The sequence below is a fragment of the Pseudomonas sp. GW460-LB5 genome (assembly GCF_059423245.1).
Genome location: NZ_JBWKXT010000001.1, coordinates 242,131 through 268,279 on the forward strand (window position 1 = coordinate 242,131; position 26,149 = coordinate 268,279).

Genomic DNA, 26,149 nt, shown 5'->3' on the forward strand with positions numbered 1-26,149 from the left:
GCGGTGTCACTCAGCCAATGGCTTTGGATGCCAGCCAGAACAGGCCGGCGGCCAGGCCCATCGAAGCCGGCAGGGTCAGGACCCAGGCCAGCAGGATGGTCTTCACCGTGCCGCCTTGCAGGCCGCTCTTGTTGGCAACCATGGTGCCGGCTACACCGGACGACAGCACGTGTGTGGTCGATACCGGCAGGGCGAACACGTTGGCCATGCCGATGGCGCAGGCGGCAGTGATTTGTGCCGACATGCCTTGGGCATAGGTCATCCCCTGCTTGCCGATTTTTTCGCCAACGGTGAGTACCACACGCTTCCAGCCAACCATGGTGCCCAGGCCCAGGGCCAGGGCGACGGCCACGATCACCCAGAATGGTGCGTATTCGGTAGTGGCGGTCAGGTCTTTGCGGAGTTTTTCCAGGTCGGCCTTTTCACGGGCCTCGAGGCCCGGCAGCTTGCCGACCTTTTTCGCGGTGTCATCCAGGCACAGCAGGTAGCGGCGCACTTCAACACGTTTGTCGGCATCCAGGCTGTGGTAGTCGGTCACGCCCTGAAGCGAAGACTGCAGCGCGGCGATGGTCGGCTCGGTCTGCTGCGGGTTGCAGCTGAACTTCTCCGGCAGGTCGCTGGACTTGGCCTTGCCCAGTGCCAGGAATTCGCCCAGGGTGGCGGCGTTGCGCTGGTAGAACTGGCTCATGTGCAGGGTAGCGTCGCGGGTACGCTCGATCTGGTAGGTGGTGCTGTTCAGGTCGAGGACGAACTTGGCCGGGACAATACCGATCAGCACCAGCATGATCAGGCCGATGCCTTTCTGGCCGTCGTTGGAGCCGTGCACGAAGCTCACGCCCATGGCCGAAACCACCAGTACCATGCGGTTCCAGAATGGCGGGTGCTTCTTGTCGTCGAGTTTGCGACGCTGGTCGGGGGTTTTGTGCATCTTCGACAGCGGGCGCCACCACTTCAGGCCGATCAGCACCAGGGCCGCCACGGCAAAGCCGGCCATTGGCGAAACCACCAGCGACATGGCGATGTCGATCGCCTTCTGCCAGTTGACGCCATCACCCAACGGAATGTCGTTGATAAGGGCGTTGGCCAGGCCGACACCGAGAATGGAGCCGATCAGCGTGTGCGAACTCGAGGCCGGGATGCCAAAGTACCAGGTACCCAGGTTCCAGGTGATGGCCGCAGCCAGCAGCGAGAAGACCATGGCCAGGCCGTGTCCGGTGTTCACATTGATCAGCAGTTCTACCGGCAGCAGGTGCACGATGGCATAGGCCACCCCCACACCGCCGAGCAGAACGCCAAGGAAGTTGAACACACCGGAGAAGAACACGGCGAGGTGCGGCGGCATGGCTTTGGTGTAGATGACTGTAGCTACCGCATTGGCGGTGTCATGAAAGCCATTGATGAACTCGAAGGCGAGTACGAAGGTCAAGGCGAGCAGCAGGCTCACCAACACCCAGGCATCCAGTCCGCTGAATAAATCGATCATGAAGGTTGTCTGGCGGGTATAGGGGGGCGGGATTATGCCAGAAAACCTTGGCAATCGATGCACCTGCTACAGACCGATGGCAATCTTCATGGCGTGAGCATGGGATGCGAACTGGGGCAATCAGGCAGGAAAATGTCTGCTAAAAAGCGCAAAGCCTGGCGAAATCAGGCAAAAAAGCGAAGAAATGGCCGTTTCGTCATCATTCAAACGGTCGTATGAAATTTGTGAAAATCCATTTCATCTTCGGTCAGGCGGTAAAGATCGACCTCGCCCGGGCTGGCCGGGCGACGACGCGCTGGCGTGGTCCCGGGTCAGGGATTGTCGCTGCGCAGTTCCTTTTCAATGCGTTCAAGTTCCTGGTTGAACGCCTGGTCGCGCACGCTGGCACGTTTGCGCCAGGGTTTGCGTTCCGGATCCGGTTGTGCGGCGTAAGTGGTGACTTCACCACCGTAAACATCCTTGTAACGTTCAGCCTGGCGCTCGAGTTCTGCGCGCAGTTCATCTTTCGTCACATGCAGTACCTGAATTAAGTGTGATGACGTTTGTTATGCGATGTGCAGCGTGCACATGCCTGGCTGGCCGCAACGGCTACATACAGCGGAATACGCCGCTGCCATGCTAGCGCCCGGGCCTGCGCAATGATTATAGCAACCGATAATTCGCCGAACATCGTTATTTACCGAACCCTGACAGCACCTGACGCAACGAGTGGCAGGGGCGGAAACAGTTCGGACGCTTCGTACAAGTTTGAAAGGCATGACGGATAAAAGTTCGCCGCAATGCCAGGGCGACGCCAGAATGAAAAACGGCCTCGCCAAGAGGCGAGGCCGTTGCCTGGGGACTTCTACGGTGGGTACCTGACCAGTCTCTCCAAAGAAGCCACAAGTGGCATGAGAAAGGTATAAGCAAACGTGTCAGCGGTCAATTGCGATTATCGGCCGTTTGTTCGATAATCGAACGAGTGGGCGTTTTTTTTTGAGGTGTGCGATGAGTGACGAAACCCTGGTCAATGATTCGGTCAATCCAGAGCCGGCGCGACCCCCATCGGCCGCCATGGCCCCGCCGATCGTGGCTTCACCGGCCAAGCGCATCCAGGCGTTTACCGGCGATCCAGACTTCATGACCTCCCTGGCACGTGGCCTGGCCGTGATCCAGGCCTTTCAGGAACGCAAGCGCCACCTGACCATCGCCCAGATCAGCCACCGCACCGAAATCCCCCGAGCCGCGGTGCGCCGTTGCCTGCACACACTGATCAAGCTGGGTTACGCCACCTCCGACGGGCGTACCTATTCGCTGCTGCCCAAAGTGCTGACGCTGGGGCACGCCTACCTGTCGTCTACGCCACTGGCGATCTCTGCCCAGCCTTATCTCGACCGTATCAGTGACCAATTGCACGAAGCCGCCAACATGGCCACCCTTGAAGGCGACGACATTCTTTATATAGCCCGTTCGGCCACGGTGGAGCGGCTGATATCGGTCGACCTGTCGGTGGGCGGGCGCCTGCCGGCCTACTGCACATCCATGGGGCGCATCCTGCTGGCGGCCATGGACGACACCAGCCTGCGTGAATACCTGGAGCGTGCCGACCTGAAGGCGCGTACCAGCCGTACCTTGCATGACCCCGAGTCACTGTTCGCCTGCATCCAGCAGGTCCGCGCCCAAGGCTGGTGCGTGGTGGACCAGGAGCTGGAGCAGGGGCTGCGTTCGATTGCCGTGCCGATCTACGATGCATCGGGGCAAGTGTTGGCGGCGTTGAACGTGAGCACCCATGTGGGGCGGGTGACACGCAGTGAGCTGGAACAGCGCTTCCTGCCGATCCTGCTGGCGGCCAGCCGGGACCTTTGCCATCAGTTGTTTGGCTGAGATTGAAGGGGGCCGCGGAGCGCCCCCCTTTGACATTTAGAACAGGCAAAACGGTTTCTTGTGCGATAAACGCACAGTGTCGCTCCGGGCGAATTGCGCCACCGCCGCCCGCTGATTAATGTCTCTCGCAACGGTCGGCCATGCCGACCGAACAAAAAATACAAGAGGCACTTACCATGAATACTGTCCACTTGCTGCTGCGGCCGCACCCGCACGCAGTACCGTTGTATCCAGGCTGACGCAGGCCATATTCCCCCAATCATCGTCCTCTGTGCCGGTCGCCCGTGTGCAGTGGTCTGGCTGTGCCCAACATTCTGGACAACAACAATGAACCAAGCGCAAAACAACGTCGGCAAAAGCCTCGACGTTCAGTCGTTCATCAATCAGCAGCCGCTTTCCCGCTACCAGTGGCGGGTCGTGTTGCTGTGCTTCCTGATCGTCTTCCTCGATGGCCTGGACACTGCCGCCATGGGCTTCATCGCCCCGGCGCTGTCGCAGGAGTGGGGCATCGACCGGGCGAGCCTTGGCCCGGTGATGAGCGCCGCATTGATCGGTATGGTGTTCGGTGCCCTGGGCTCCGGGCCGTTGGCTGACCGCTTCGGCCGTAAAGGCGTGCTGGTGGGCGCGGTGCTGGTGTTTGGCGGTTTCAGCCTGGCCTCAGCCTATGCCACCAACGTCGACCAGTTGCTGGTACTGCGCTTCCTGACCGGCCTGGGTCTGGGCGCCGGTATGCCCAATGCAACCACACTGCTGTCCGAATACACCCCCGAGCGCCTCAAATCGCTGCTGGTGACCAGCATGTTCTGCGGCTTCAACCTGGGCATGGCCGGTGGTGGCTTCATTTCCGCCAAGATGATCCCGGCCTATGGCTGGCACAGCCTGCTGGTAATCGGCGGCGTGCTGCCACTGCTGCTGGCGCTGGTGTTGATGGTCTGGCTGCCGGAATCGGCGCGGTTCCTGGTGGTGCGCAACCGGGGTACCGACAAGATACGCAAGACCCTTTCGCCCATTGCGCCGCAGGTGGTGGCCGAGGCGGGCAGCTTCAGCGTGCCAGAGCAAAAGGCCGTAGCCGCCCGCAGCGTCTTTGCGCTGATCTTCTCCGGCACTTATGGCCTGGGCACCATGCTGCTGTGGCTGACCTACTTCATGGGCCTGGTGATCGTCTACCTGCTGACCAGCTGGTTGCCAACCCTGATGCGTGACAGCGGCGCGAGCATGGAGCAGGCCGCATTTATCGGCGCGCTGTTCCAGTTTGGCGGCGTGCTGAGTGCCGTGGGTGTGGGCTGGGCCATGGACCGCTACAACCCGCACAAGGTGATCGGCATTTTCTACCTGCTGGCCGGGGTGTTTGCATACGCCGTGGGGCAGAGCCTGGGCAACATCACCGTGTTGGCCACCTTGGTGCTGATTGCCGGTATGTGCGTGAACGGCGCGCAATCGGCAATGCCATCGTTGGCAGCACGCTTCTACCCGACTCAGGGCCGTGCCACGGGTGTATCGTGGATGCTGGGTATCGGCCGCTTTGGTGCAATTCTGGGGGCCTGGAGCGGCGCTACGCTGTTGGGCCTGGGCTGGAACTTCGAACAGGTACTGACGGCGTTGCTGGTGCCAGCGGCACTGGCGACCGTAGGTGTGATCGTGAAGGGGCTGGTAAGCCACGCCGACGCGACCTGAATAGCGGGGGGGGGCGTGCAGCGCTCCCAGCAGGCAGATAGGTAGCAGCGTAACAAATAGTTCGATAATCGCACGGATAGTCGATTATCGGATTGTAAGCCTACCGTCAGTCTCCTTAATCTGGGCTCATCGAAGCACCCTGACCAGTAGCCTCCACACGTACCGCCGCGGCCCATGGCCAGTGGCAGGAGAAGCCTAATGCGCGACGTATTTATCTGTGACGCCATCCGCACCCCCATCGGCCGCTTCGGCGGCGCGCTGGCGAGTGTGCGTGCCGACGACCTGGCCGCCGTGCCACTCAAAGCGCTGATCGAGCGCAACCCTGCCGTGCAGTGGGACCAGGTTGATGAAGTGTTCTTCGGCTGCGCCAACCAGGCCGGTGAAGACAACCGCAACGTGGCGCGTATGGCGCTGCTGCTGGCCGGCCTGCCGGAAAGCATCCCGGGTGTCACCCTGAACCGCCTGTGCGCGTCGGGCATGGATGCCATTGGTACCGCCTTCCGCGCTATTGCAAGCGGCGAAATGGAGCTGGTGATTGCTGGCGGTGTCGAGTCGATGTCGCGCGCACCGTTCGTCATGGGCAAGGCTGAAAGCGGCTATTCGCGCAACATGAAGCTTGAAGACACCACCATCGGCTGGCGTTTCATCAACCCTCTGATGAAGAGCCAGTACGGTGTGGACTCCATGCCGGAAACGGCCGATAACGTCGCCGACGACTACCAGGTTTCGCGCGCTGACCAGGACGCTTTCGCCCTGCGCAGCCAGCAGAAGGCTGCAGCGGCCCAGGCTGCTGGCTTCTTTGCCGAAGAGATCGTCCCGGTGCGCATTGCGCACAAGAAGGGCGAAACCATCGTGGAGCGTGACGAGCACCTGCGTCCGGAAACCACGCTGGAGGCGCTGACCAAGCTCAAGCCGGTCAATGGCCCGGACAAGACAGTCACCGCTGGCAACGCCTCGGGCGTGAACGACGGTGCTGCGGCGCTGATCCTGGCGTCGGCGGAAGCCGTGAAGAAGCACGGCCTGACCCCGCGCGCCCGCGTGCTGGGCATGGCCAGCGGCGGTGTTGCACCACGTGTGATGGGCATTGGCCCGGTGCCAGCGGTGCGTAAGCTGACCGAGCGCCTGGGGGTGGCGGTGAGTGATTTCGACGTGATCGAGCTCAACGAAGCCTTTGCCAGCCAAGGCCTGGCGGTGCTGCGTGAGCTGGGTGTGGACGACGATGCACCGCAGGTGAACCCTAATGGCGGCGCGATCGCCCTGGGGCACCCGCTGGGCATGAGCGGTGCGCGCCTGGTGCTGACTGCGCTGCATCAGCTGGAGAAAAGTGGCGGGCGCAAGGGCCTGGCGACCATGTGTGTAGGTGTCGGCCAAGGTCTGGCGCTGGCCATCGAGCGGGTTTGACCTGTACCGGCCCTATCGCGGGCAAGCCCGCTCCTACAAGGAACCACGCTCTCCCTGTAGGAGCGGGCTTGCCCGCGATAGGGCCGGTAGCTTCGACATAAGGCCAATTGCCAGCCAGATAGCGGAACGAGTGTGTTACCAGGTATGTCTAGACTTACCTAGTACCCTCCAGGAGTAAACCCGTCATGACCTCAACCTATTACACCGGCGAAGAACGCAGCAAGCGCATCTTCGCTATCGTCGGTGCCTCATCAGGCAACCTGGTGGAATGGTTCGACTTCTACGTCTACGCCTTCTGCGCAATCTACTTCGCCCCGGCTTTTTTCCCCTCCGACGACCCGACCGTGCAGTTGTTGAACACGGCCGGCGTGTTCGCCGCAGGTTTTTTGATGCGCCCCATCGGTGGCTGGATCTTCGGCCGCCTCGCTGACCGACATGGTCGCAAGAATTCGCTGATGATCTCGGTGCTGATGATGTGCTTCGGCTCTTTGATGATCGCCTGCCTGCCCACCTATGGCAGCATTGGCACCTGGGCGCCAGCGTTGCTGTTGCTGGCCCGCCTGATCCAGGGCTTGTCGGTGGGGGGGGAATACGGCACCACCGCCACTTACATGAGTGAAGTGGCCCTTCGTGGCCAGCGCGGCTTTTTTGCTTCGTTCCAGTACGTCACCCTGATTGGCGGCCAGTTGCTGGCGGTGCTGGTGGTGGTCATCCTGCAACAGCTGCTGACCGAAGACGAACTGCGGGCCTGGGGCTGGCGCATTCCGTTCGTGGTGGGGGCCATTGCCGCTCTTATCTCGCTGATGTTGCGCCGTTCGCTGCACGAAACCAGCAGCGCCGAAACCCGCAATGACAAGGATGCAGGCTCGATCGGTGGCCTGTTCCGCAACCATGCAGCGGCCTTCATTACCGTGCTTGGCTACACCGCTGGTGGCTCGCTGATCTTCTACACCTTCACCACCTACATGCAGAAGTACCTGGTCAACACCGCTGGCATGACGGCGAAAAACGCCAGCTACGTGATGACCGGCGCGCTGTTCCTGTTCATGGTGCTGCAGCCGTTCTTCGGCATGCTGTCCGACCGCATCGGCCGGCGCAATTCGATGCTGCTGTTCGGCGCCCTCGGTACCCTGTGCACTGTACCGCTGCTGATGGCGCTGAAAACCGTCACCAGCCCGTTCATGGCCTTCGTACTGATCAGCCTGGCATTGTGTATCGTCAGCTTCTACACCTCGATCAGCGGCCTGGTGAAGGCGGAGATGTTCCCGCCACAGGTGCGTGCACTGGGTGTGGGCCTGGCCTATGCAGTCGCCAACGCGGCATTCGGCGGCTCTGCCGAGTACGTGGCCCTGGGCCTGAAGACCCTGGGTATGGAAAACACTTTCTACTGGTACGTGACGGCCATGATGGCAATTGCCTTCCTGTTCAGCCTGCGCCTGCCCAAGCAGGCCGCGTACCTGCACCACGATGACTAAGGACGTGGCATGACCAACCAACTGTTCGACGCCTACTTCACCGCGCCGGCCATGCGCGAGATTTTCTCCGACCGTGGCCGCCTGCAGGGCATGCTCGATTTCGAAGCCGCACTGGCCCGTGCCGAAGCCGCTGCCGGGCTGGTCCCGCACAGCGCCGTGGCTGCCATCGAAGCGGCATGCCAGGCCGAGCGCTATGACGTTGGTGCGCTAGCCAATGCCATCGCTACCGCTGGCAACTCGGCAATCCCGCTGGTGAAGGCGTTGGGCAAGGTGATTGCCAGTGGCGTGCCCGAGGCCGAGCGCTATGTGCACTTGGGCGCCACCAGCCAGGATGCGATGGACACCGGGTTGGTCCTGCAGTTGCGCGATGCCCTCGACCTGATCGAAGCCGACCTGGGTAAACTGGCCGATACCCTGTCGCAGCAGGCCTTGAAGCATGCTGATACGCCGTTGGTAGGTCGCACCTGGTTGCAACATGCCACCCCGGTGACCCTGGGCATGAAACTGGCCGGCGTGCTGGGTGCATTGACCCGTCACCGCCAGCGCCTGCGGGAACTGCGCCCGCGTTTGCTGGTGCTGCAGTTTGGCGGCGCGTCGGGCAGCCTGGCCGCCTTGGGCAGCAAGGCGATGCCGGTGGCCGAGGCCCTGGCCGAGCAGCTGAAGCTGACCCTGCCTGAGCAACCCTGGCACACCCAGCGTGATCGCCTGGTGGAGTTTGCCTCGGTGCTGGGCCTGGTGGCCGGCAGCCTGGGCAAGTTCGGCCGCGATATCAGCTTGCTGATGCAAACCGAGGCGGGGGAGCTGTTCGAGCCTTCTGCGCCGGGCAAGGGCGGCTCTTCGACCATGCCGCACAAGCGCAACCCGGTGGGCGCTGCGGTGCTGATTGGTGCGGCTACCCGTGTGCCGGGGCTGGTGTCGACGCTGTTCGCTGCCATGCCCCAAGAACATGAGCGCAGCCTGGGCCTGTGGCATGCAGAATGGGAAACCCTCCCGGATATCTGCTGCCTGGTCTCCGGCGCGCTGCGCCAGGCCCAGGTCATTGCCGAGGGCATGGAAGTGGACGCAGCGCGCATGCGCCGTAACCTCGACCTGACCCAAGGGCTGGTGCTGGCAGAAGCGGTGAGTATTGTGCTTGCCCAGCGCCTGGGCCGCGACCGTGCCCACCACCTGCTCGAACAATGCTGCCAGCGCGCGGTGGCCGAGCAGCGCCACTTGCGTGCTGTGCTGGGTGACGAACCGCAGGTCAGTGCCGAGCTGTCTGCCGAAGAACTTGATCGCCTGCTCGACCCTGCCCATTACCTGGGCCAGGCCCGCGTCTGGGTGGCGCGCGCCGTATCCGAACATCAACATTTCACTGCCTGAAGGAGACTGCTGTGGCGCATTTGCAACTGGCCGATGGCGTTTTGAACTACCAGATCGATGGCCCGGTAAACGCCCAGGTGCTGGTCCTGTCCAACTCGCTGGGCACCGACCTGGGCATGTGGGACACCCAGATTCCCTTGTGGAGCCAGCACTTTCGTGTACTGCGCTACGACACCCGTGGCCACGGTGCCTCGTTGGTCACTGAAGGCCCCTACAGCATCGAGCAATTGGGCCGTGACGTGCTGGCGCTGCTTGACGGCCTGGACATTCAGAAAGCGCACTTTGTCGGCCTGTCGATGGGTGGCCTGATCGGCCAGTGGCTGGGCATCAACGCCGGCCAGCGCCTGCACAGCCTGACCCTGTGCAACACCGCCGCCAAGATCGCCAGTGACGAGGTGTGGAACCCCCGTATCGACACCGTGCTCAAGGGTGGCCAGCAGGCCATGGTCGACCTGCGCGATGGCTCTATCGCCCGCTGGTTCACCCCAGGCTTTGTCCAGGCCCAGCCTGAGCAAGCCCAGCGCATTTGCCAGATGCTGGCGCAAACCAGCCCGCAAGGTTATGCCGCCAACTGCGCAGCGGTGCGTGATGCCGATTACCGTGAACAACTGGGCCGCATCCAGGTGCCCGCGCTGATCGTTGCCGGTACACAAGACGTGGTCACCACCCCTGAGCATGGCCGCTTCATGCAGGCCGGTATCCAAGGTGCCGAGTACGTAGACTTCCCGGCAGCGCACCTGTCCAACGTCGAAATCGGTGAGGCGTTCAGCCGCCGTGTGCTCGACTTCCTGCTGGCTCACTGAGGAAAACGCCATGGATGAGAAACAACGTTACGACGCCGGCATGCAAGTGCGCCGTGCGGTGCTTGGCGATGCCCACGTGGACCGCAGCCTGGAAAAGCTCAATGACTTCAATGGCGAGTTCCAGGAGATGATCACCCGCCACGCCTGGGGTGATATCTGGACCCGCCCGGGCCTGCCCCGTCACACCCGCAGCCTGATCACCATTGCCATGCTGATCGGCATGAACCGTAACGATGAGCTGAAACTGCACCTGCGCGCGGCGGCCAACAATGGCGTGACCCGTGACGAGATCAAGGAAGTGCTGATGCAGAGTGCCATCTATTGCGGCATTCCGGCAGCCAACGCCACGTTCCACCTGGCTGAGTCGGTGTGGGATGAACTGGGTGTCGAGTCTCGACAGCAGTAATACCTGCGCTGGCCCTATCGCCGGCAAGCCAGCTCCCACGGGGAATGCACTGCCCTCAGGCCTGATGCAATCCCTGTGGGAGCTGGCTTGCCGGCGATAGGGCCATCCAATGCTTACATAACCGTGTTCTTCTAACGCATGGCTACCGGGCCTGCGTTGTTTTCTACGGCCTGTTTCAGGTTCGGGCACAGGCCCAGCATGAACGCGGCTTCTGCCACCACGAACAGTGGCCCGATGATCAGGCCGCTGATATCGTCGACAAATGCAGGTTTGCGGCCTTCGTAGTAATGGCCGACGAACTGGATGATCCAACCCGCCACGAATGCCGCCAGGCCGGTGCTGAGCCACAGCGTAGTTGTCTGCACGGCCAGCACCTGGCCGACCCACAGGCACAGGCCCAGCAGCAACCCCATCACCAGGCCGAACCGCAGGTCCAGGCGCAGGTAGAACCACACCGAGGCCGCCGCTGCCAGCAGGGCAGGGGACAACCACATGCCAGCCACCTCCCCGCCAGGGCGTGACAGCAGGATGGTGACTGCCAGCACGATCAGCGGGATGCCGACGAAGTGGGTGGCAATGTTGCGTGGGTCGCGGTGGTAGCTGGCGTATTGGCTCAGGTGGTCGACGAGGGTTTTCATTGTTGTGCCTCCCTGGTGTGCCTGATCTAGGTGTATTGCCAGTGCCGGCCCTTTCGCGGGTGAACCCGCTCCCACAGGGATCCACGAAACCCTGTGGGAGCGGGTTCACCCGCGAAAGGGCCGGCCTTGGCAACCCATATAGCTCAGGATAGCCCGCAGCCACCACTATCATCAGCTCAGCGAATGGCAGCAGCCCGCACTGGCGTATCCAGCCCCACCAGTGTCTCGATCATCGCCCGCGCCGCCGGCGACAACCGGTAACCGCTACGGCTGACCACCCCGCAACGCACGCTCAGTACCTCCAGCGCCGGCGGCAGGTTGCGCCAGTGCAGGCGCACCAGGGTGCCAGCCGCAAGGTCATCGGCCACGGCCTCCTCGCTGGCCGTGCCGATAGCGTTGCTGGCCTGCACCACGCTGCGCAGTATGGCCAGGTGCTCGGTTTGCAGGTGCGGGATGAAATCCCTGCGCCCACTCAGGTTGGCCAGGCGCTTGCGCACGCCGGGGGCGAGCAGGGCGCTGGCCAGTGGATAGCGGAACAGGTCGTTGGTCGAGAGGCTGTCCTTGGCCAGTAATGGGTGCCCCGGGCGGCAGAAAAACAGGCCGGGGCGTGGCGACAGGGGCTCGGTATGGAAGTTGGGGTCGGCTTCGAACGGTCGGATATCGTCGACGAAAAACTCGATCTGTTCGCGGCGCAGGGCCTGGCCCAGGCGTTCGGCATTGTCCACCAGCAGCGAGGTGCGGATGCCGGGGTGGTGCTCGATGAAGTGGCGCAAGGCGTCGGGAACCAGGCGTACCGCCAGCGCCGGGCCACTGCCGAAATGCAGCTCGCCGGCGTCAAGCTTGGTCATTTGCAGCACTTCGTTACTCAGTTGTGCTGCGCCCTGCACCAGGCGGCGGGCGTGTTGCAGCACCACCAGGCCCTCGGGCGTTGGCAGCAGCGCCTTGCTGGCGCGGTCTACCAGCGGGCAGCCAAACGTGTGTTCCAGGCTCTGGATGGCGCGGCTGAAGGCGGGTTGAGTGATGCCCATGGCCTCGGCGGCACGGACGAAACTGCGGTATTCGGTAAGGGCAATGAAGTAGCGCAGCTGGCGGAGGTCCATGTCACGGCTCTGGGGCGGGGATCAGGGCCCTATTCAAGCTGTTACAGCTTATGTCGTCCAAGAAGGTTTATGGATTTGATTATTTCTTTTGGTTATTTCAAAGGGCCTTTGGCCTCTTCGCGGGCACGCCCGCTCCCACAGGAGCAGCACAGCGTCTGAAAGCTGTGCCGGTCCTGTGGGAGCGGGCGTGCCCGCGAAGCATTCAAAGGAGATTCAGCGGGTAACTCACAATCAGCCGGTTCTCATCAAAGGCGTTGGTGCTGAAGTCCCGGCGCATGGTGGAGTTGCGCCATTTCACCGACAGGTCCTTGAAGCTGCCTGACTGCACCACATAGGCCAGTTCGGTCTCGCGAGCCCATTCCTTGCCGTCATCCACGCTGCCCACGGTGACGTTTTCACCCTTGATATAGCGGTTCATCAGGGTCAGCCCAGGCACGCCAACGGTTGCGAAGTTGAAGTCATGGCGCAGCTGCCAGGAGCGCTCCTTGGCGTTGTCGAAGCTGGAGTTGTAGCTATCGTTGGCCAGGGTGCCGCCACTGGTACCGTTGACCCGCATCCAGGCATCGTCGCCGCTGACCTTCTGCAGGCCCACGTAGAAGGTGTGGCCCTGGTAGCGCGCCGAAAGCATGGCGGAGGCGGTGCGGTTGTCCAGCTTGCCGGCGCGCTCTGCGCCGTCTTCCTTGCCGATGAAGTAGCCCAGGTTGGCGCCCAGGGTCCAGTCGCCGAGCGGCTGGCTGTGGGTCAGATTGAGGTATTGCTGGTGGTAGATGTCTTTGAGCTGGGCATCCCACAGGCCGATCATGGTGCGCTTGTCGTTGAAGGTGTACTCGCCGCCGCCGAAGTTGAAACGATCGGAGGTGAACGCACCTTTGCCGTTCATCGACATGTCCTCCATGCTGGCATCGTTGCGCGGGCTATTGCCGCGGAACTGGCCGGCGTACAGCGTCAGGCCGGCTATTTCCTTGGAGGTCAGCTGGCCACCGCGGAAGGTCTGCGGCAGCGAGCGGCCATCGTCCGAGCGCAGGATGGGTAACACCGGCATCCATTCACCGACTTTCAGCTCGGTTTCGGACAGCTTGGCTTTCAGTGCCACACCCAGGCGGCCAAAGTCATCGGCCGGGCGGCCGTCGTCATGCACGGGCAGCAGTTGAGTGTTGGTGGTGCCTTTGCCGCCGTCGAGCTTCACCGAGTACAGGCCCAGCACGTCCACCCCGAACCCGACGGTGCCTTGGGTGAAGCCGGAGCGGGCGTCGAGAATGAAGCTTTGCGTCCATTCTTCGGCCTTGCCCTGCGGGAGGGCCGGGTCGACGAAGTTGCGGTTGATGTAGAAGTTGCGCAGGTTGAGGGTGGCCTTGGCGTCCTCCATGAAACCACCTTCGTTGGCGGCGAACACGGGGAGGGCGCAGGACATGGCCAACAGGCCGGGCAGCAGCTGGCGTGCGGGTTGCAAAGTGCTCATCTGTCGTGGATCTCTTGTTTTTATGGGGCGAGCCGGTGCACTGCTGGATCGAGCCTGCAGGTGCGGGTCTTTTCTTGATGAACTTGGGCAACGTTGCGTGAGGGGATGTTGCGGGGTCTTGCGGGGGTGAGGCAATTCGCCGCAAACGGAACGGGGCGATAATCGAACGGAATGTTCCAGTTGGTTAATTAATTTCCTGGTCCGAGTGCTTCGCGGCGGAACAGGCAGCGGATAACAAAAAAGCCCACCGCGAAGGTGGGCTTGATTCAGCTAATGACGCAATCAGCCTTTCGGTGTTTCCACCGATGCCTGCTGGTTGGCCTGGCCGGTCTGCTCGTACCAGCCACCGCCGAGCGCCTTGTACAGGTTGACCTCGCTGGTCAGCTGCGACAGGCGGTCGGTAATCAGCGACTGCTGGGCGCTGAACAGGTTGCGCTGGGCGTCGAGGAAGGTCAGGTTACTGTCGATCCCGATGCGGTAGCGGCGTTCGGCCAGGCGGTAGTAGTCCTGGTTCGCCTGCACCAGGTCGCGCTGTGCCTGCAGCTGCTCTTCGAAGGTCTTGCGCGCGGCCAGGCCATCGGAGACTTCCTGGAAGGCGGTCTGGATGGTTTTTTCGTATTTGGCGACGTTGATGTCCTTCTGGATCTTCGAGTAATCCAGGCTGGCCTTCAGGCTGCCGGCGTTGAAGATCGGCAGATTGATCTGCGGGTGGAACAGCCAGGTGCCTTGGCCACCCGCGAACAGGTGCCCCATGTCGGGGCTCAGGCTGCCCGCGTTGGCGGTGAGGCTGATGCTGGGGAAGAACGCTGCACGGGCGGCACCAATGTTGGCATTGGCGGCCTTGAGCAGGTGCTCGGCTTCCTGGATGTCCGGGCGACGCTGGAGAATGTCTGACGGCAGGCCGGCCGGTACTTCGGCCAGCTGGTCGGCATTGAGCTCCAGGGGCTTGGCCAGGTCGGCAGGAATGCCGGTACCCAGCAGTACGGTCAGGCTGTTGACGTCCTGGGCGACCAGGCGCTGGTACTGCGAGTACTTGACCCGGGCGCCTTCCACGGCGGTGCGCGCCTGGCTGAGGTCGAGTGCCGAAGCCACGCCGACTTCATTGCTGCGGCGGGTGAGGTTGTAGCTTTCCTCGTAGGTCTTCAGCGTTTCTTCGGTCAGCTTGAACAGGGCCTGATCGGCCTGCCAGGTGTAGTAGGCGTTGGCCACGCTGGCTACGAGGGCGATTTGCGTGGAGCGACGCGCCTGCTCGCTGGACAGGTAGGTTTCCAGCGCCTGCTCGGTCAGGCTGCGCACACGGCCGAACAGGTCCAGCTCATAAGCGCTCACGCCCACCGTGGCCGAGTACTGGCTGGTGATGCCGGATTCGCCGGTTTGCGACATGTTTGCCGGGACCCGCTGGCGGCTGCCGCTACCAGTGGCCGAAACCGCGGGGAACAGGTCGGCACGCTGAATGCGGTACTGCGCACGATAGGCGTCGATATTCAGCGCCGCGACGCGCAGGTCGCGGTTGTTGACCAGCGAAGTCTGGATCAGCTGTTGCAGCGCCGGGTCGTGGAAGAACTGGCGCCAGCCCTGTTCGGCGGCAGCAACGTCCGCCGATTGCGTCGGCGAGTACGCAGGGCCTTGCGGCCACTGCGCTGCCACCGGCGCTTCCGGGGTCTGGTAGTCAGGGATCAGCGAGCAGCCGCCAAGGATGAAAGCGGTTACTGCCAGGGACAACAAAGACTTGGTCATTGCCCAGCCTCATAACGTGGAGTTTCAGGGGTGGCGTCTTTTTCCGGCTCTTTGCTGCCGAACAGCGACGACACTGCGACGAAGAACAGTGGTACCCAGAAGATAGCCAGCACGGTCGCACTGATCATGCCGCCGATCACGCCAGTACCAATGGCGTGCTGGCTGCCGGCGCCGGCGCCGCTGGCGATGGTCAACGGTACCACGCCGAGGATGAACGCCAGCGAGGTCATGATGATCGGGCGCAGACGCATGCGGCACGCCTCGATCGCTGCGTCATACAGGCTGCGGCCTTGCTCGTGCAGTTCCTTGGCGAACTCGACGATCAGAATGGCGTTTTTCGCCGCCAGACCGATGGTGGTCAACAGGCCAACCAGGAAGTACGTGTCGTTGGACAGCCCGCGCAGGCTGGTGGCGATCAGTGCACCGATAATACCCAGCGGTACGACCAGCACGACGGCAATCGGGATCGACCAGCTTTCATACAGTGCAGCCAGGCACAGGAACACGAACAGCACAGAGAGGGCGAACAGTGCCGGCATCTGCGAGCCGGAGAGTTTTTCCTCGTAAGACATGCCGGTCCAGGAGAAGCCGATACCGTCCGGCAACTCGCCCGCGATGCGTTCCACTTCGGCCATGGCATCACCGGTACTGTAGCCCGGGGCCGGAGCACCCAGGATTTCCATTGCCTCGACGCCGTTGTAACGGGACAGCTTGGGCGAACCGTATGTCCACTCGCCCTTGGCGAAGGAGGAGAACGGGACCATTTCGCCTGCACCGTTGCGCACGTACCACTTCTGCAGGTCTTCCGGGCTCATCCGCGCGTTTGGTTCGCCCTGGATGTACACCTTCTTGACCCGGCCACGGTCGATGAAGTCGTTGACGTAGCTGGCACCCAAGGCAATCGACAGGGTGTTGTTGATGTCGGCAATGGTCACGCCCAAGGCGCTTGCACGTTCGTCATCGATAGTCAGCTGGTACTGCGGCTCATCGTTCAGGCCGTTCGGGCGCACGGCGCTGAGGATCTTGCTTTGTGCGGCCTTTGCCAGGAACTGGTTGCGCGCTTCCATGAGTTTGGCATGGCCGACACCGCCGCGGTCCTGCAGGAACACGTCGAAGCCGGTAGCGTTACCCAGTTCGAGCACCGCAGGCGGCGCGAAGGCGAACACCATCGCGTCGCGGAAGGTGAAGAAATGCTGCTGGGCACGCTCGGCCAGGGCGAACACACTGTTCTCCTTGGAGCGTTCGCCCCACGGCTTGAGCATGATGAACGCCATGCCCGAGCTCTGGCCGCGGCCGGCGAAGTTGAAGCCGTTGACGGTGAACACCGATGCCACGGTGTCGGCCTCTTCCTTCAACAGGTACTCACGCATCTGGTCAACCACAACCTGCGTGCGTTCGGCACTGGAGCCGGCCGGTGTCTGAACCTGGGCAAACAGTACGCCCTGGTCCTCCTCGGGCAGGAACGCCGTTGGAATGCGCGTGAACAGCCAGATCATGCCGATCACGATCAGCGCGTAGCCGAGCAGGAACGGTATTTTGTTGCGCAGGATAGTGCCCACGCTGCGCTCGTAGCCGTTTACGCTGCGGTCGAAGTTGCGGTTGAACCAGCCAAAGAACCCGCCTTTGGCGGTGTGGTGCTCACCTTTCTTCAGCGGCTTGAGCATGGTGGCGCACAGTGCCGGGGTAAAGATAAGCGCTACCAGCACCGAGAGGCCCATGGCCGACACGATGGTGATGGAGAACTGCCGGTAGATCACGCCTGTGGAACCACCGAAGAACGCCATGGGCAGCAGTACCGCCGACAGTACCAGGGCGATACCCACCAGGGCGCCCTGGATCTGTTCCATCGAACGTTTGGTCGCCTCCTTGGGCGGTAACCCTTCTTCGGACATGACCCGTTCGACGTTCTCCACCACGACGATGGCGTCGTCCACCAGCAAGCCGATGGCCAGGACCATGGCGAACATGGTCAGGGTGTTGATGCTGAAGCCGGCGGCGGCAAGGATGCCGAACGTGCCCAACAACACCACCGGTACGGTCATGGTGGTGATGATGGTGGCGCGGAAGTTCTGCAGGAACAGGTACATCACCAGGAACACCAGGACCACGGCTTCGATCAAGGTGTGGATCACACCGCTGATGGATTCGGTGACCACCGGGGTGGTGTCATAAGGGAATACCGCTTTCACGCCAGGCGGGAAGAAAGGTTCCAGGCCTTTGATGGTTTCGCGCAGTGCCTTGGCGGTGTCCAGGGCGTTGGCGCCGGTTGCCAGTTTTACGGCCAGGCCGGAAGCCGGCTTGCCGTTGAACTGGGCGCTGACCGCGTAGTTTTCACCGCCCAGGCCCACTTGCGCGACGTCACCCAGCCGTACCTGGGAGCCGTCCTTGTTGACCTTGAGCAGGATCTTCTCGAACTGCTCGGCGGTCTGCAGGCGGGTCTTGCCGATGATGGTGGCGTTCAGCTGGGTACCAGGCAGGGCTGGCAGGCCGCCGAGCTGGCCGGACGACACCTGCACGTTTTGCGCCGCCACGGCGGTCTTGACGTCGACCGGAGTGAGCTGGAACTTGTTCAGCTTGGCCGGATCGAGCCAGATACGCATGGCGTACTGCGCACCGAACACCTGGAAGTCACCCACACCCGCAGTACGCGAGATCGGGTCCTGCATGTTTGAGACGATGTAGTTGGCCAAGTCGTCCTTGGTCATGCTGCCGTCTTCGGACACCAGGCCGATCACCAGCAGGAAGTTTTTCACTGCCTTGGTGACACGGATACCTTGCTGTTGCACTTCCTGCGGCAGCAGTGGTGTGGCCAGGTTCAGCTTGTTCTGTACCTGGACCTGCGCGGTGTCAGGGTTGGTGCCTTGCTCGAAGGTAGCGGTAATGGTCATGCTGCCGTCGGAGTTGCTTTCCGACGATACATAACGCAGGTTGTCGATACCGTTGAGCTGCTGCTCGATCACCTGTACCACGGTGTCCTGCACGGTCTGCGCCGAGGCGCCCGGGTAGGTCACGGCGATGGCGATGGCCGGCGGCGCGATGCTGGGGTACTGGTTGATAGGCAGCTTCAGGATCGACAAGGCGCCGACCAGCATGATCACCAAGGCGATCACCCAGGCGAAGATCGGGCGATCGATAAAGAACTTCGACATGGTTTACTCCGCTTTGGCGTCTGCTTTCGCCGCGTTGGCCTGATCAGGGCTGCCCGGCTTCTTGACGTTGGTGGCTTCGCTGACCTTGACCTCGACGCCCGGGCGCACGTACTGCAACCCTTCGGTGATCAGGCGGTCGCCTGGGTTGAGGCCTTCCTCGATCAGCCAATCGCTGCCCAAGGTACGGCTGGCCTTGAGCTGGCGCAGTTCGACCTTGTTCTCCTGGTTGACCACCAGGGCGGTTGGCGAGCCTTTGAGGTCACGGGTCACGCCCTGTTGCGGTGCCAGAATGGCGTTGGCGTTAACCCCGGCGTTCAGCCGCGCATGCACGAACATGCCTGGGAGCAGGGTGTGATCGGGGTTAGGGAACAGGGCACGCAGGGTGACCGAGCCCGTGGTTTCGTCAACCGAAACTTCCGAGAACTCCAGGCGGCCTTCCTGCTTGAACAGGCTGCCGTCTTCGAGCACCAACTGCACCGAGGCTGCATTTTCGCCAGCCTTCTTCAGCTGGCCGCTCGCCAGGTCACGGCGCAACTTGAGCAGCTCGGCGGTGGACTGGGTGACGTCGACATAGATCGGATCGAGTTGCTGGATGGTTGCCATGGCGTTGGTCTGGCCATTGCTTACCAGGGCACCTTCGGTAAACGTAGAACGGCCGATACGGCCGCTGATCGGTGCCAGGACCTTGGTGTAGCGCAGGTCGATCTGTGCGCTCTTGAGCGAAGCCTCGGCCTGCAATCGTTTGGCATTGGCGTCGTCGTACTCCTGCTTGGAGACGGCCTGTTCGTCAATCAGCTGCTTGTAGCGCTCGGCCAGCGAGCGGGTAGCCTGCAGGTTGGCCTGAGCATTGCCCAGGTTGGCTTCGTACACGGCAGGGTCGATCTGGTACAGCTGCTGGCCTTCCTTGACATCGCTGCCTTCCTTGAACAGGCGCTTGAGGATGATGCCATTGACCTGTGGGCGCACTTCGGCGACGCGGTAGGCAGTGGTGCGCCCCGGCAATTCCGAGGTCAGGGTGAAGGCTTGCGGCTGGATGGTCACGACGCCGACCTGAGGAGCCTGCGCCGCGGGCGCTGCTTCTTCTTTCTTACAGCCACTGAGCAGGGTTGCCAGGGCGACGGCGGAAACCAGAGCGGTAACGGCTGGCTTGAATTGCATGAGGATCCTCGGGTCGCTGGAGCAGGGAGACGCTCAAGAGTAATGGAAGAGTTCTTGATCTGGAAAAATTGCTATCCGGTGGATAAATAGCTTGCTAAGGAATATACTTACATTCATGGTTGTTTGTAAATACCGCTGGGTTGTACTCAGGTACTGCCACAGCTCTTGATTAGCTTATCCGTGAGGCTCCCTGCAGAGGTGCCCCCGAAGCGTCCCCCGTACGCGCCGCGCGTTCGGGCCAGATGAGGTTGTACTGCCATGGTCCGTCGAACCAAAGAAGAAGCCCAGGAAACCCGCGCCCAGATCATTGAGGCGGCGGAAAAGGCCTTCTACAAGCGCGGGGTTGCGCGAACCACCCTGGCCGACATCGCCGAGCTGGCGGGAGTCACGCGCGGGGCGATCTACTGGCACTTCAACAACAAGGCGGAGCTGGTACAGGCGCTGCTCGACAGCTTGCACGAAACCCATGACCACTTGGCACGGGCGAGCGAAAGCGAGGACGAAGTCGACCCGCTCGGCTGCATGCGCAAGCTGCTGTTGCAAGTGTTCAACGAGCTGGTGCTCGATGCCCGAACCCGGCGTATCAATGAAATCCTGCATCACAAGTGCGAGTTCACCGATGACATGTGTGAAATTCGCCAGCAGCGCCAGGGGGCGGTGCTGGATTGCCACAAGGGCATTGCCCTGGCGTTGGCCAATGCCGTTCGCCGGGGCCAGTTGCCTGGCGAGCTGGATGTCGAGCGCGCGGCGGTGGCCATGTTTGCCTATGTCGATGGCCTGATCGGGCGCTGGCTGTTGCTGCCTGACAGTGTCGATCTGTTGGGTGATGTCGAAAAATGGGTCGACACCGGGCTGGATATGCTGCGCTTGAGCCCGGCTCTGCGCAAATGACACTTTGTTAAGGATTGTGAGGGATTGTTTCCCTTATGTATTAGCAGAGTATTAAGCGCAGGGTGCGGGAGCTGCCTCTAGCGTCCGCGCAGTTGCCGATCCGGCAGCGCCACTGCGGCAATCAGCCCGAGCAGTGCAACCAGCCCACTTCCCATCAGCAACTGCCGGAATGTTTCCGTCAACCGCGCCTGCGTGACCAGGTCCACCTCCCCTGCCTTCAGACTCCCAAGCAACGGGTTGCCCAGCATTTCGAACCCGCCCTGGTGCAGCAGTGCCAGCAGCAGACTGGACATGCAGGCCACGCCCATGGCCCCGCCCAGCGACCGGAACAGGTTGGTGGTGCTGGTGGCCACCCCAATGTCCTTGCTGTCCACAGCACTTTGCGTACCTACCAGCGATGTAGGGAACTGCAACCCGCAGGCAATGCCGGTCAGCAGCATGAACAATGCACTGAACCACCCAGACTGTGGCGGGGTCAGCGCCATGGCAAAAATGGCCACTGGCATCAGCAGGGCACCGGCCAGAATCTGCGGCTTGTAGCGCCCGGTGCGGCTGGTCATGCGCCCGCCGGTGAAGGCACCCAGGGGCAGCCCCATCGCCAGTGGCAGCAGGTGCAGGGCGGCGCTGTCGGCACCGGCGCCGGTGATGCCCTGATAGCGCAACGGCATCAGCATGGTCAGGGAAATGGACTGGAAACTGGCGAAAAAGATCACGCCCCAGCACCAAACCGCGACACGGTTGCCGAACAGGCCCAAGGGCAGCAGCGGCTCCGGGCAGCGGCGCTCATGAGCGATGAACAGCGCAAGGCCCAGCACGGCGCAGGCGAACAGGGCCAGTACGGCCGGGTCGGCCCAAGGGTGGCCCTGGCCGACCAAGGTGATGCCCAGTAACAGACTGCCCAGGCCGAGGATCAGCAGCACGGCGCCGAGGTAGTCAACCTGCGCCTCGCGGCGTTGCGCCGGCATGCCGCCCAGGGCCCGGTGGATCGCCCACAAGGCAACCAGCCCCAGCGGCAGGTTGATCCAGAATACCCAGCGCCATGACAGGTACTCGGTCAACCCTCCACCCAGCACTGGCCCGGCGACACTCGCCACTGCATACATGCTGCTGAAATAGCCCTGATAGCGGCCGCGTTCGCGGGGTGGCACAAAGTCGCCGATAATTGCCTGGCTGACCGAAACCATGCCACCCGCACCAATGCCCTGCAGTACCCGCGCCAGCACCAGCTGCTGCATGTCCTGGGCCAAGGCGCAGGCGATCGAGGCCAGGGTGAACAGACTGATGCCGGTCAGGATCATCCGCCGCCGCCCGTACAGGTCACCCAGCTTGCCGTAGATCGGCACGGCCACGGTCATCGCCACCATGTAGCCGGAAATGATCCACGCCAGCAGGCCGACATCGTTGAACTGGGCCGAGATCGCGGGCAGTGAGACGGCGACGATGGTCTGGTCCAGTGCGCCGAGGAAGATCGCCAGCATCAGGGCGGTGAGCACGTTGCGCAGGGTGGTGGGGGGCAGGGCGGCGGTCACGGGAATACCTTGATTGAGTGTGGCGGCCTCTTCGCGGGCAAGTCGGATTGTAACCTGAGTTAGGTAGCTTCCTATGTACTATCTGCATCCCCTATGCCGAATCGGCATTGGCGCATTCATTCAGTGATGCATGGCTGCGTGATATCGTTGGTATGCCACAGGGGCTGAAAACCGGGGCTTGCACCAGCTTGGTGCAGCAATATGCCGCAGGTTTTTCAGGCCGCTGTCTCCCACACCTTTTATTCCTCTGCCTGCATGTCGAGCATGACCGCCCAGATGGCGACGGTTGGAACAGGTCAGGTAGACCCGATTACAGGGGTCGGTAGTTACCGTTCAAATTTCAACTTATTTGCGGAGTGATCATGCCCAAGGCTTCCCATCAAGATCTGCGTTTTGCCTTCCGCGAACTGCTCGCTTCAGGTTCCTGTTACCACACTGCATCGGTGTTCGACCCGATGTCGGCACGCATTGCCGCAGACCTGGGCTTCGAGGTCGGCATCCTGGGCGGTTCTGTCGCTTCATTGCAGGTACTGGCTGCGCCGGACTTCGCCCTGATCACCCTCAGTGAATTTGTCGAGCAGGCCACCCGAATTGGCCGGGTAGCGCAATTGCCCGTGCTGGCTGATGCCGACCACGGCTACGGCAACGCGCTGAACGTGATGCGCACGGTTATCGAACTGGAGCGCGCCGGCGTGGCTGGGCTGACCATCGAAGACACCCTGCTGCCCGCCCAATTCGGGCGCAAGTCCACCGACCTGATCCCGGTTGAGGAAGGCGTCGGCAAGATTCGTGCGGCCCTGGAGGCGCGTGTCGACTCGTCATTGTCGATCATTGCCCGTACCAATGCTGGCGTGCTCACCACCGAAGAAATCATCGTGCGCACCCAGAGCTACCAGAAGGCCGGTGCCGATGGTATCTGTATGGTAGGCGTGAAGGACTTCGAACACCTCGAGCAGATTGCCGAGCACCTGACAGTGCCGCTGATGCTGGTCACCTATGGCAACCCCAACCTGCATGACGATGAACGCCTGGCGAGCCTGGGCGTGCGTATCGCAGTCGATGGCCATGGCGCCTACTTTGCTGCGATCAAGGCCACTTACGATTGCTTGCGCTTGCAGCGTGGCCAGCAGAACAAGTCGCAGAACCTGAGCGCCACCGAACTCTCGCACACCTACACCCAGCCCGAGGATTACATCCGCTGGGCCAAGGAATACATGAGCGTCGAAGAGTGACCGGCAGGGCGCCGTCAACTCAGCGGATGGCGCTCAAGGTTGCAGTGTGAGGCACGCAATGTGCCTGCTCGCAGCTGGCTGCGGCGCTGGGCTGACTGCGTAGCAGCTCGGCGCGCCAGCACGCTGAACCATACAGCCCTGCGACCGCAGTCAGGGCCATGACAAGGGCGACTCTTCTGGATTTGATGCCCATGGTGCTCACCTCCTGTTACAGCAATAGGTGATACCTTCCAGCGTAGGCCAATTTCAGCGTTACAGATCCCGATCCCACTCCGGCTCGTCCTTGAACCGCTGCACCAGGAAATCCAACATGCTGCGCAAGGTCGCCGGCATGTGCTTGCGTGACGTGTACACCGCATTCAGGTTCAGTTCACGTGGCTGCGCTTCGGGCAGCAGGCGTACCAGTTCGCCCCTGCGCAGGGCGTCGGCGGCCTGGTAGGTTGGCAGCATGGCGATTCCTGCGCTGGCCAGGGCTGCCTTTTGCAATGTCATGGCTTCGTTGGCGCTGATGTTTCCCGCCACCGGTACGGCGACCTGCTGGCCGGCCACCTCGAAATGCCACAGGCTGTGGCCGAAATAGGCATGGGTCAGGCAGTTGTGCCGGCTCAGGTCCTCGACCCGTTGCGGTACGCCGTGCTCGCTCAGGTAGGCCGGGGCTGCGCACACCACCGAGCGGCACACGCTCAGGCGCCGGGCGATCAGGTTGGGGTCCAGCTCGTTGCTGGTGCGGATGGCCAGGTCGATGCGCTCATCCACCAGGTTGACGGTGCGATCGAGCATTTGCAGTTCCACCTTCACCCCAGGATAGCGCCGCACATAGGCCGCCACCGCGTCCACCAGCTGCGCCTGGCCGAAAGAGGTGCTGACGCTGATGCGCAGCGCGCCTTTCGGCGCGTCATCCGGCTGCTGCACCGCGGCCTGCAGGTCGCCGGCCAGTTCCAGCAGTTGCCGGCAGCGGGGCAGGGTTTCCTGGCCGGCCGCGGTGAGGCTGAGCTTGCGAGTGGTGCGCTGCATTAGCCTCGCGCCAACCCAGTCCTCCAGCTCTGCCAGGTAACGCGACACCACGGGGCGAGAAAGCTGCAGGTGGTCTGCCGCTGCCGACTGGCTGCCCAGGTCGACGACGGTAACGAAAACGCGCATGGCGTTGAGACGGTCCATGATTTGCCCGTTTTTAGAAACAAACTATGTTCAAGCATGGCATTTTTTGTCACGGATCGGGCAACTAAGCTGTTAGGCATTGTTCAACTGAAGGCCTTGCCCATGTCCCTGTTCACCCCCCTGCGAGGCCTGCTACTGGCCTGCGTGACCCTGGCCGGCCCTGCGCTAGCCGCCGAACCGCTGCAACTGGAGGTCTACAACCCTGGGCACGAGGCCATTTTTCCGGTCAGTTCGGTGATTGTCAGTGGCGAGCACGATGCCGTGCTGGTCGACGCCCAGTTTGGCAAAGCCCAGGCTGAGCAACTGGTAAAGCGCCTGCAGGCTGGCGGCAAACACTTGACCACCATCTACATCAGCCACGGCGACCCGGACTATTACTTTGGCCTGGACACCCTGACCCAGGCCTTCCCCAACGCCAAGGTGCTGGCCTCTGCCGCCACGGTTGCACATATCCGCCAGACCAGGGATGCCAAGCTGGCGTACTGGGGGCCGCAGATGGGGGCAGACAAACCGCAGCGGCTGGTGCTGCCGCAAGTGCTCGTAGGGCAGCGCCTGACGCTGGAGGGGCAGGCCTTGGACGTGGTCGGCCTGGACGGCCCGCAACCAGACCGCAGTTTTGTGTGGATCCCGTCGATCAAGGCGGTGGTCGGTGGCGTGGTGGTGTCCGAAAACATTCATGTGTGGATGGCCGACACTCAATCGGCCAAGTCCCATGCCGATTGGCTTGGCACCTTGGCGCACATCGAGGCGCTGGGGCCACGCACGGTCATCCCCGGGCATTACCTGGGAGACAGCAGCCGTTCACTGCAGGCCGTGCGCTTCACGGCAAACTACATTCGTGGGTTTGACGCTGAAACCGCCAAGGCGAAAGACGCCAATGCGTTGATCCAGGCCATGAAGCAGCGCTACCCGGGCCTGGCCGATGAAAGCTCGCTGGAACTCGGTGCCAAGGTCGCCAAGGGCGAGATGAAGTGGTAATTCCGTTCAATCAATGGAGAGTGTTCCCATGAGCAAGATCGCAATTATCGGTGCCACTGGCCGCGCTGGCAGCCAGTTGCTGGAGGAGGCCCTGCGCCGTGGCCACAGTGTGTTGGCCATCGCCCGCGACCCTTCGCCACTGCAAGGGCGTGAAGGGGTGACCGTCAAGGCGCTGGATGCCAAGGACAGTGCGGCCCTGCAAGCGGCGGTAACGGGTATGGACGCGGTGTTGAGCGCGGCGCATTTCTCGACCATCGAGCCGCATGCCATCATCGAGCCGGTCAAGCGGGCCGGGGTAAAGCGCCTGCTAGTTGTGGGGGGGGCCGGCAGCTTGCTGCTGCCGTCGGGGCATCGGGTAATCGACAGCCCGGACTTCCCGGAGGCCTACAAGGCCGAGGCCACGGCCGGGGTGCGTTTTCTGGAAGCGTTGCAGCGCGACCCAGACCTGGACTGGACATTCCTCTCGCCGTCGGCGGAGTTTGTTGAAGGTGAGCGCAGCGGGCGCTACAAAGTGGGCAAGGATCATCTGCTGATCGGTGCGGATGGCAAAAGCTGGATCACCTTTGCCGACTATGCCATTGCCATGCTCGACGAGCTGGAAAAGCCGGCGCATTCGCGGCAGCGGTTTACAGTGGGCTACTGAGTCGCCTGCT

The 26,149-nt window shown here is 62.3% G+C and carries 21 protein-coding genes; 11 read left to right on the plus strand and 10 right to left on the minus strand.

All coding sequences use genetic code 11. The features are described from left to right. Window positions 1–10: 10 nt before the first annotated feature. The gene (locus AC07XM_RS01155; RefSeq protein ID WP_024717454.1) at window positions 11–1,483 is read right to left on the minus strand and encodes an inorganic phosphate transporter; all 1,473 of its coding nucleotides are present in this window, start codon (window positions 1,481–1,483) and stop codon (window positions 11–13) included. A gap of 311 nt (window positions 1,484–1,794) precedes the next feature. Beyond that, window positions 1,795–1,995 (minus strand): hypothetical protein, encoded by a 201-nt coding sequence (locus AC07XM_RS01160; protein ID WP_016488886.1) that lies wholly within the window; start codon window positions 1,993–1,995, stop codon window positions 1,795–1,797. A gap of 475 nt (window positions 1,996–2,470) precedes the next feature. On the opposite strand from AC07XM_RS01160, the gene pcaR reads away from it, so the two are divergent. From pcaR to pcaC, 7 genes are all read left to right on the plus strand, one after another. Further along, a complete protein-coding gene (gene pcaR, locus AC07XM_RS01165; RefSeq protein ID WP_016488885.1) occupies window positions 2,471–3,346 on the plus strand; it encodes a pca regulon transcriptional regulator PcaR in 876 nt (291 codons plus the stop codon). Window positions 3,347–3,673: 327 nt separating this feature from the next. Then, window positions 3,674–5,020, plus strand: a complete 1,347-nt coding sequence (gene pcaK / locus AC07XM_RS01170; RefSeq protein ID WP_016488884.1) for a 4-hydroxybenzoate transporter PcaK — start codon at window positions 3,674–3,676, stop codon at window positions 5,018–5,020. 198 nt (window positions 5,021–5,218) lie between these two features. Further along, entirely contained in the window at window positions 5,219–6,421 is a 1,203-nt protein-coding gene (gene pcaF, locus AC07XM_RS01175; protein ID WP_102689322.1) for a 3-oxoadipyl-CoA thiolase, read from the plus strand. 185 nt (window positions 6,422–6,606) lie between these two features. After that, window positions 6,607–7,896 carry an MFS family transporter gene (locus AC07XM_RS01180; RefSeq protein ID WP_016488882.1) on the plus strand — a complete coding sequence of 430 codons (1,290 nt, stop codon included), beginning with the start codon at window positions 6,607–6,609 and terminating at the stop codon, window positions 7,894–7,896. A 9-nt stretch (window positions 7,897–7,905) separates the two neighbouring features. Further along, window positions 7,906–9,258, plus strand: coding sequence for a 3-carboxy-cis,cis-muconate cycloisomerase (locus AC07XM_RS01185; RefSeq protein ID WP_060517513.1), 1,353 nt, complete (start codon window positions 7,906–7,908; stop codon window positions 9,256–9,258). Between the two features lie 11 nt (window positions 9,259–9,269). Further along, window positions 9,270–10,061 (plus strand): 3-oxoadipate enol-lactonase, encoded by a 792-nt coding sequence (pcaD, locus tag AC07XM_RS01190; RefSeq protein WP_102689323.1) that lies wholly within the window; start codon window positions 9,270–9,272, stop codon window positions 10,059–10,061. A 10-nt stretch (window positions 10,062–10,071) separates the two neighbouring features. Next, entirely contained in the window at window positions 10,072–10,467 is a 396-nt protein-coding gene (pcaC, locus tag AC07XM_RS01195; RefSeq protein ID WP_016488879.1) for a 4-carboxymuconolactone decarboxylase, read from the plus strand. 131 nt (window positions 10,468–10,598) lie between these two features. Here pcaC and AC07XM_RS01200 read toward each other — a convergent pair whose 3' ends face one another. From AC07XM_RS01200 to ttgA, 6 genes are all read right to left on the minus strand, one after another. After that, on the minus strand, window positions 10,599–11,105 hold the full coding sequence (locus tag AC07XM_RS01200) for an Mpo1 family 2-hydroxy fatty acid dioxygenase (protein WP_016488878.1): 507 nt from the start codon (window positions 11,103–11,105) through the stop codon (window positions 10,599–10,601). 176 nt (window positions 11,106–11,281) lie between these two features. Then, window positions 11,282–12,205, minus strand: coding sequence for a LysR family transcriptional regulator (locus tag AC07XM_RS01205; protein ID WP_102689324.1), 924 nt, complete (start codon window positions 12,203–12,205; stop codon window positions 11,282–11,284). Between the two features lie 202 nt (window positions 12,206–12,407). Continuing rightward, complete coding sequence (locus AC07XM_RS01210; RefSeq protein WP_102689325.1) at window positions 12,408–13,664, minus strand: OprD family porin; 1,257 nt, start codon at window positions 13,662–13,664, stop codon at window positions 12,408–12,410. Between the two features lie 282 nt (window positions 13,665–13,946). Beyond that, window positions 13,947–15,401 (minus strand): AdeC/AdeK/OprM family multidrug efflux complex outer membrane factor, encoded by a 1,455-nt coding sequence (locus tag AC07XM_RS01215; RefSeq protein ID WP_023048881.1) that lies wholly within the window; start codon window positions 15,399–15,401, stop codon window positions 13,947–13,949. After that, window positions 15,398–18,550: a multidrug efflux RND transporter permease subunit TtgB gene (gene ttgB / locus AC07XM_RS01220; protein ID WP_102689326.1), complete on the minus strand. Its 3,153-nt coding sequence runs from the start codon at window positions 18,548–18,550 to the stop codon at window positions 15,398–15,400. The genes AC07XM_RS01215 and ttgB overlap by 4 nt, the downstream gene beginning before the upstream one ends. Window positions 18,551–18,553: 3 nt before the next feature. Next, a complete protein-coding gene (gene ttgA, locus AC07XM_RS01225; RefSeq protein WP_016488873.1) occupies window positions 18,554–19,708 on the minus strand; it encodes a toluene efflux RND transporter periplasmic adaptor subunit TtgA in 1,155 nt (384 codons plus the stop codon). Between the two features lie 258 nt (window positions 19,709–19,966). Here ttgA and ttgR point away from each other — a divergent pair, with 258 nt between their 5' ends. Further along, window positions 19,967–20,599 carry an efflux transport transcriptional regulator TtgR gene (gene ttgR / locus AC07XM_RS01230; protein ID WP_016488872.1) on the plus strand — a complete coding sequence of 211 codons (633 nt, stop codon included), beginning with the start codon at window positions 19,967–19,969 and terminating at the stop codon, window positions 20,597–20,599. Between the two features lie 77 nt (window positions 20,600–20,676). Here the strand turns inward: ttgR and AC07XM_RS01235 are convergent, their stop codons facing one another. Beyond that, a complete protein-coding gene (locus AC07XM_RS01235; RefSeq protein ID WP_016488871.1) occupies window positions 20,677–22,128 on the minus strand; it encodes an MDR family MFS transporter in 1,452 nt (483 codons plus the stop codon). 362 nt (window positions 22,129–22,490) lie between these two features. Between AC07XM_RS01235 and AC07XM_RS01240 the strand changes: the two genes are divergently transcribed. Continuing rightward, window positions 22,491–23,360 carry an isocitrate lyase/PEP mutase family protein gene (locus AC07XM_RS01240; RefSeq protein ID WP_016488870.1) on the plus strand — a complete coding sequence of 290 codons (870 nt, stop codon included), beginning with the start codon at window positions 22,491–22,493 and terminating at the stop codon, window positions 23,358–23,360. A 252-nt stretch (window positions 23,361–23,612) separates the two neighbouring features. Here the strand turns inward: AC07XM_RS01240 and AC07XM_RS01245 are convergent, their stop codons facing one another. Then, window positions 23,613–24,518 (minus strand): LysR family transcriptional regulator, encoded by a 906-nt coding sequence (locus AC07XM_RS01245; RefSeq protein WP_060517521.1) that lies wholly within the window; start codon window positions 24,516–24,518, stop codon window positions 23,613–23,615. A 102-nt stretch (window positions 24,519–24,620) separates the two neighbouring features. Between AC07XM_RS01245 and AC07XM_RS01250 the strand changes: the two genes are divergently transcribed. Together AC07XM_RS01250 and AC07XM_RS01255 are read left to right on the plus strand one after the other, a co-directional pair. Next, the gene (locus AC07XM_RS01250; RefSeq protein WP_102689327.1) at window positions 24,621–25,496 is read left to right on the plus strand and encodes an MBL fold metallo-hydrolase; all 876 of its coding nucleotides are present in this window, start codon (window positions 24,621–24,623) and stop codon (window positions 25,494–25,496) included. Window positions 25,497–25,524: 28 nt separating this feature from the next. Further along, complete coding sequence (locus AC07XM_RS01255) at window positions 25,525–26,139, plus strand: NAD(P)-dependent oxidoreductase (RefSeq protein ID WP_102689328.1); 615 nt, start codon at window positions 25,525–25,527, stop codon at window positions 26,137–26,139. Window positions 26,140–26,149 lie beyond the last annotated feature (10 nt).

What these genes read in the sequence shown, in the direction of transcription:
- pcaK (WP_016488884.1), top strand. Translation starts at nt 3,674, where the DNA reads ATGAACCAAGCGCAAAACAACGTCGGCAAAAGCCTCGACGTTCAGTCG.
- AC07XM_RS01200 (WP_016488878.1), bottom strand. Translation starts at nt 11,105, where the DNA reads ATGAAAACCCTCGTCGACCACCTGAGCCAATACGCCAGCTACCACCGC.
- AC07XM_RS01205 (WP_102689324.1), bottom strand. Translation starts at nt 12,205, where the DNA reads ATGGACCTCCGCCAGCTGCGCTACTTCATTGCCCTTACCGAATACCGC.
- ttgR (WP_016488872.1), top strand. Translation starts at nt 19,967, where the DNA reads ATGGTCCGTCGAACCAAAGAAGAAGCCCAGGAAACCCGCGCCCAGATC.
- AC07XM_RS01255 (WP_102689328.1), top strand. Translation starts at nt 25,525, where the DNA reads ATGAGCAAGATCGCAATTATCGGTGCCACTGGCCGCGCTGGCAGCCAG.
- pcaC (WP_016488879.1), top strand. Translation starts at nt 10,072, where the DNA reads ATGGATGAGAAACAACGTTACGACGCCGGCATGCAAGTGCGCCGTGCG.
- AC07XM_RS01180 (WP_016488882.1), top strand. Translation starts at nt 6,607, where the DNA reads ATGACCTCAACCTATTACACCGGCGAAGAACGCAGCAAGCGCATCTTC.
- AC07XM_RS01155 (WP_024717454.1), bottom strand. Translation starts at nt 1,483, where the DNA reads ATGATCGATTTATTCAGCGGACTGGATGCCTGGGTGTTGGTGAGCCTG.
- AC07XM_RS01240 (WP_016488870.1), top strand. Translation starts at nt 22,491, where the DNA reads ATGCCCAAGGCTTCCCATCAAGATCTGCGTTTTGCCTTCCGCGAACTG.
- AC07XM_RS01215 (WP_023048881.1), bottom strand. Translation starts at nt 15,401, where the DNA reads ATGACCAAGTCTTTGTTGTCCCTGGCAGTAACCGCTTTCATCCTTGGC.
- AC07XM_RS01185 (WP_060517513.1), top strand. Translation starts at nt 7,906, where the DNA reads ATGACCAACCAACTGTTCGACGCCTACTTCACCGCGCCGGCCATGCGC.
- AC07XM_RS01250 (WP_102689327.1), top strand. Translation starts at nt 24,621, where the DNA reads ATGTCCCTGTTCACCCCCCTGCGAGGCCTGCTACTGGCCTGCGTGACC.
- ttgB (WP_102689326.1), bottom strand. Translation starts at nt 18,550, where the DNA reads ATGTCGAAGTTCTTTATCGATCGCCCGATCTTCGCCTGGGTGATCGCC.
- ttgA (WP_016488873.1), bottom strand. Translation starts at nt 19,708, where the DNA reads ATGCAATTCAAGCCAGCCGTTACCGCTCTGGTTTCCGCCGTCGCCCTG.
- AC07XM_RS01210 (WP_102689325.1), bottom strand. Translation starts at nt 13,664, where the DNA reads ATGAGCACTTTGCAACCCGCACGCCAGCTGCTGCCCGGCCTGTTGGCC.
- AC07XM_RS01245 (WP_060517521.1), bottom strand. Translation starts at nt 24,518, where the DNA reads ATGGACCGTCTCAACGCCATGCGCGTTTTCGTTACCGTCGTCGACCTG.
- pcaF (WP_102689322.1), top strand. Translation starts at nt 5,219, where the DNA reads ATGCGCGACGTATTTATCTGTGACGCCATCCGCACCCCCATCGGCCGC.
- pcaR (WP_016488885.1), top strand. Translation starts at nt 2,471, where the DNA reads ATGAGTGACGAAACCCTGGTCAATGATTCGGTCAATCCAGAGCCGGCG.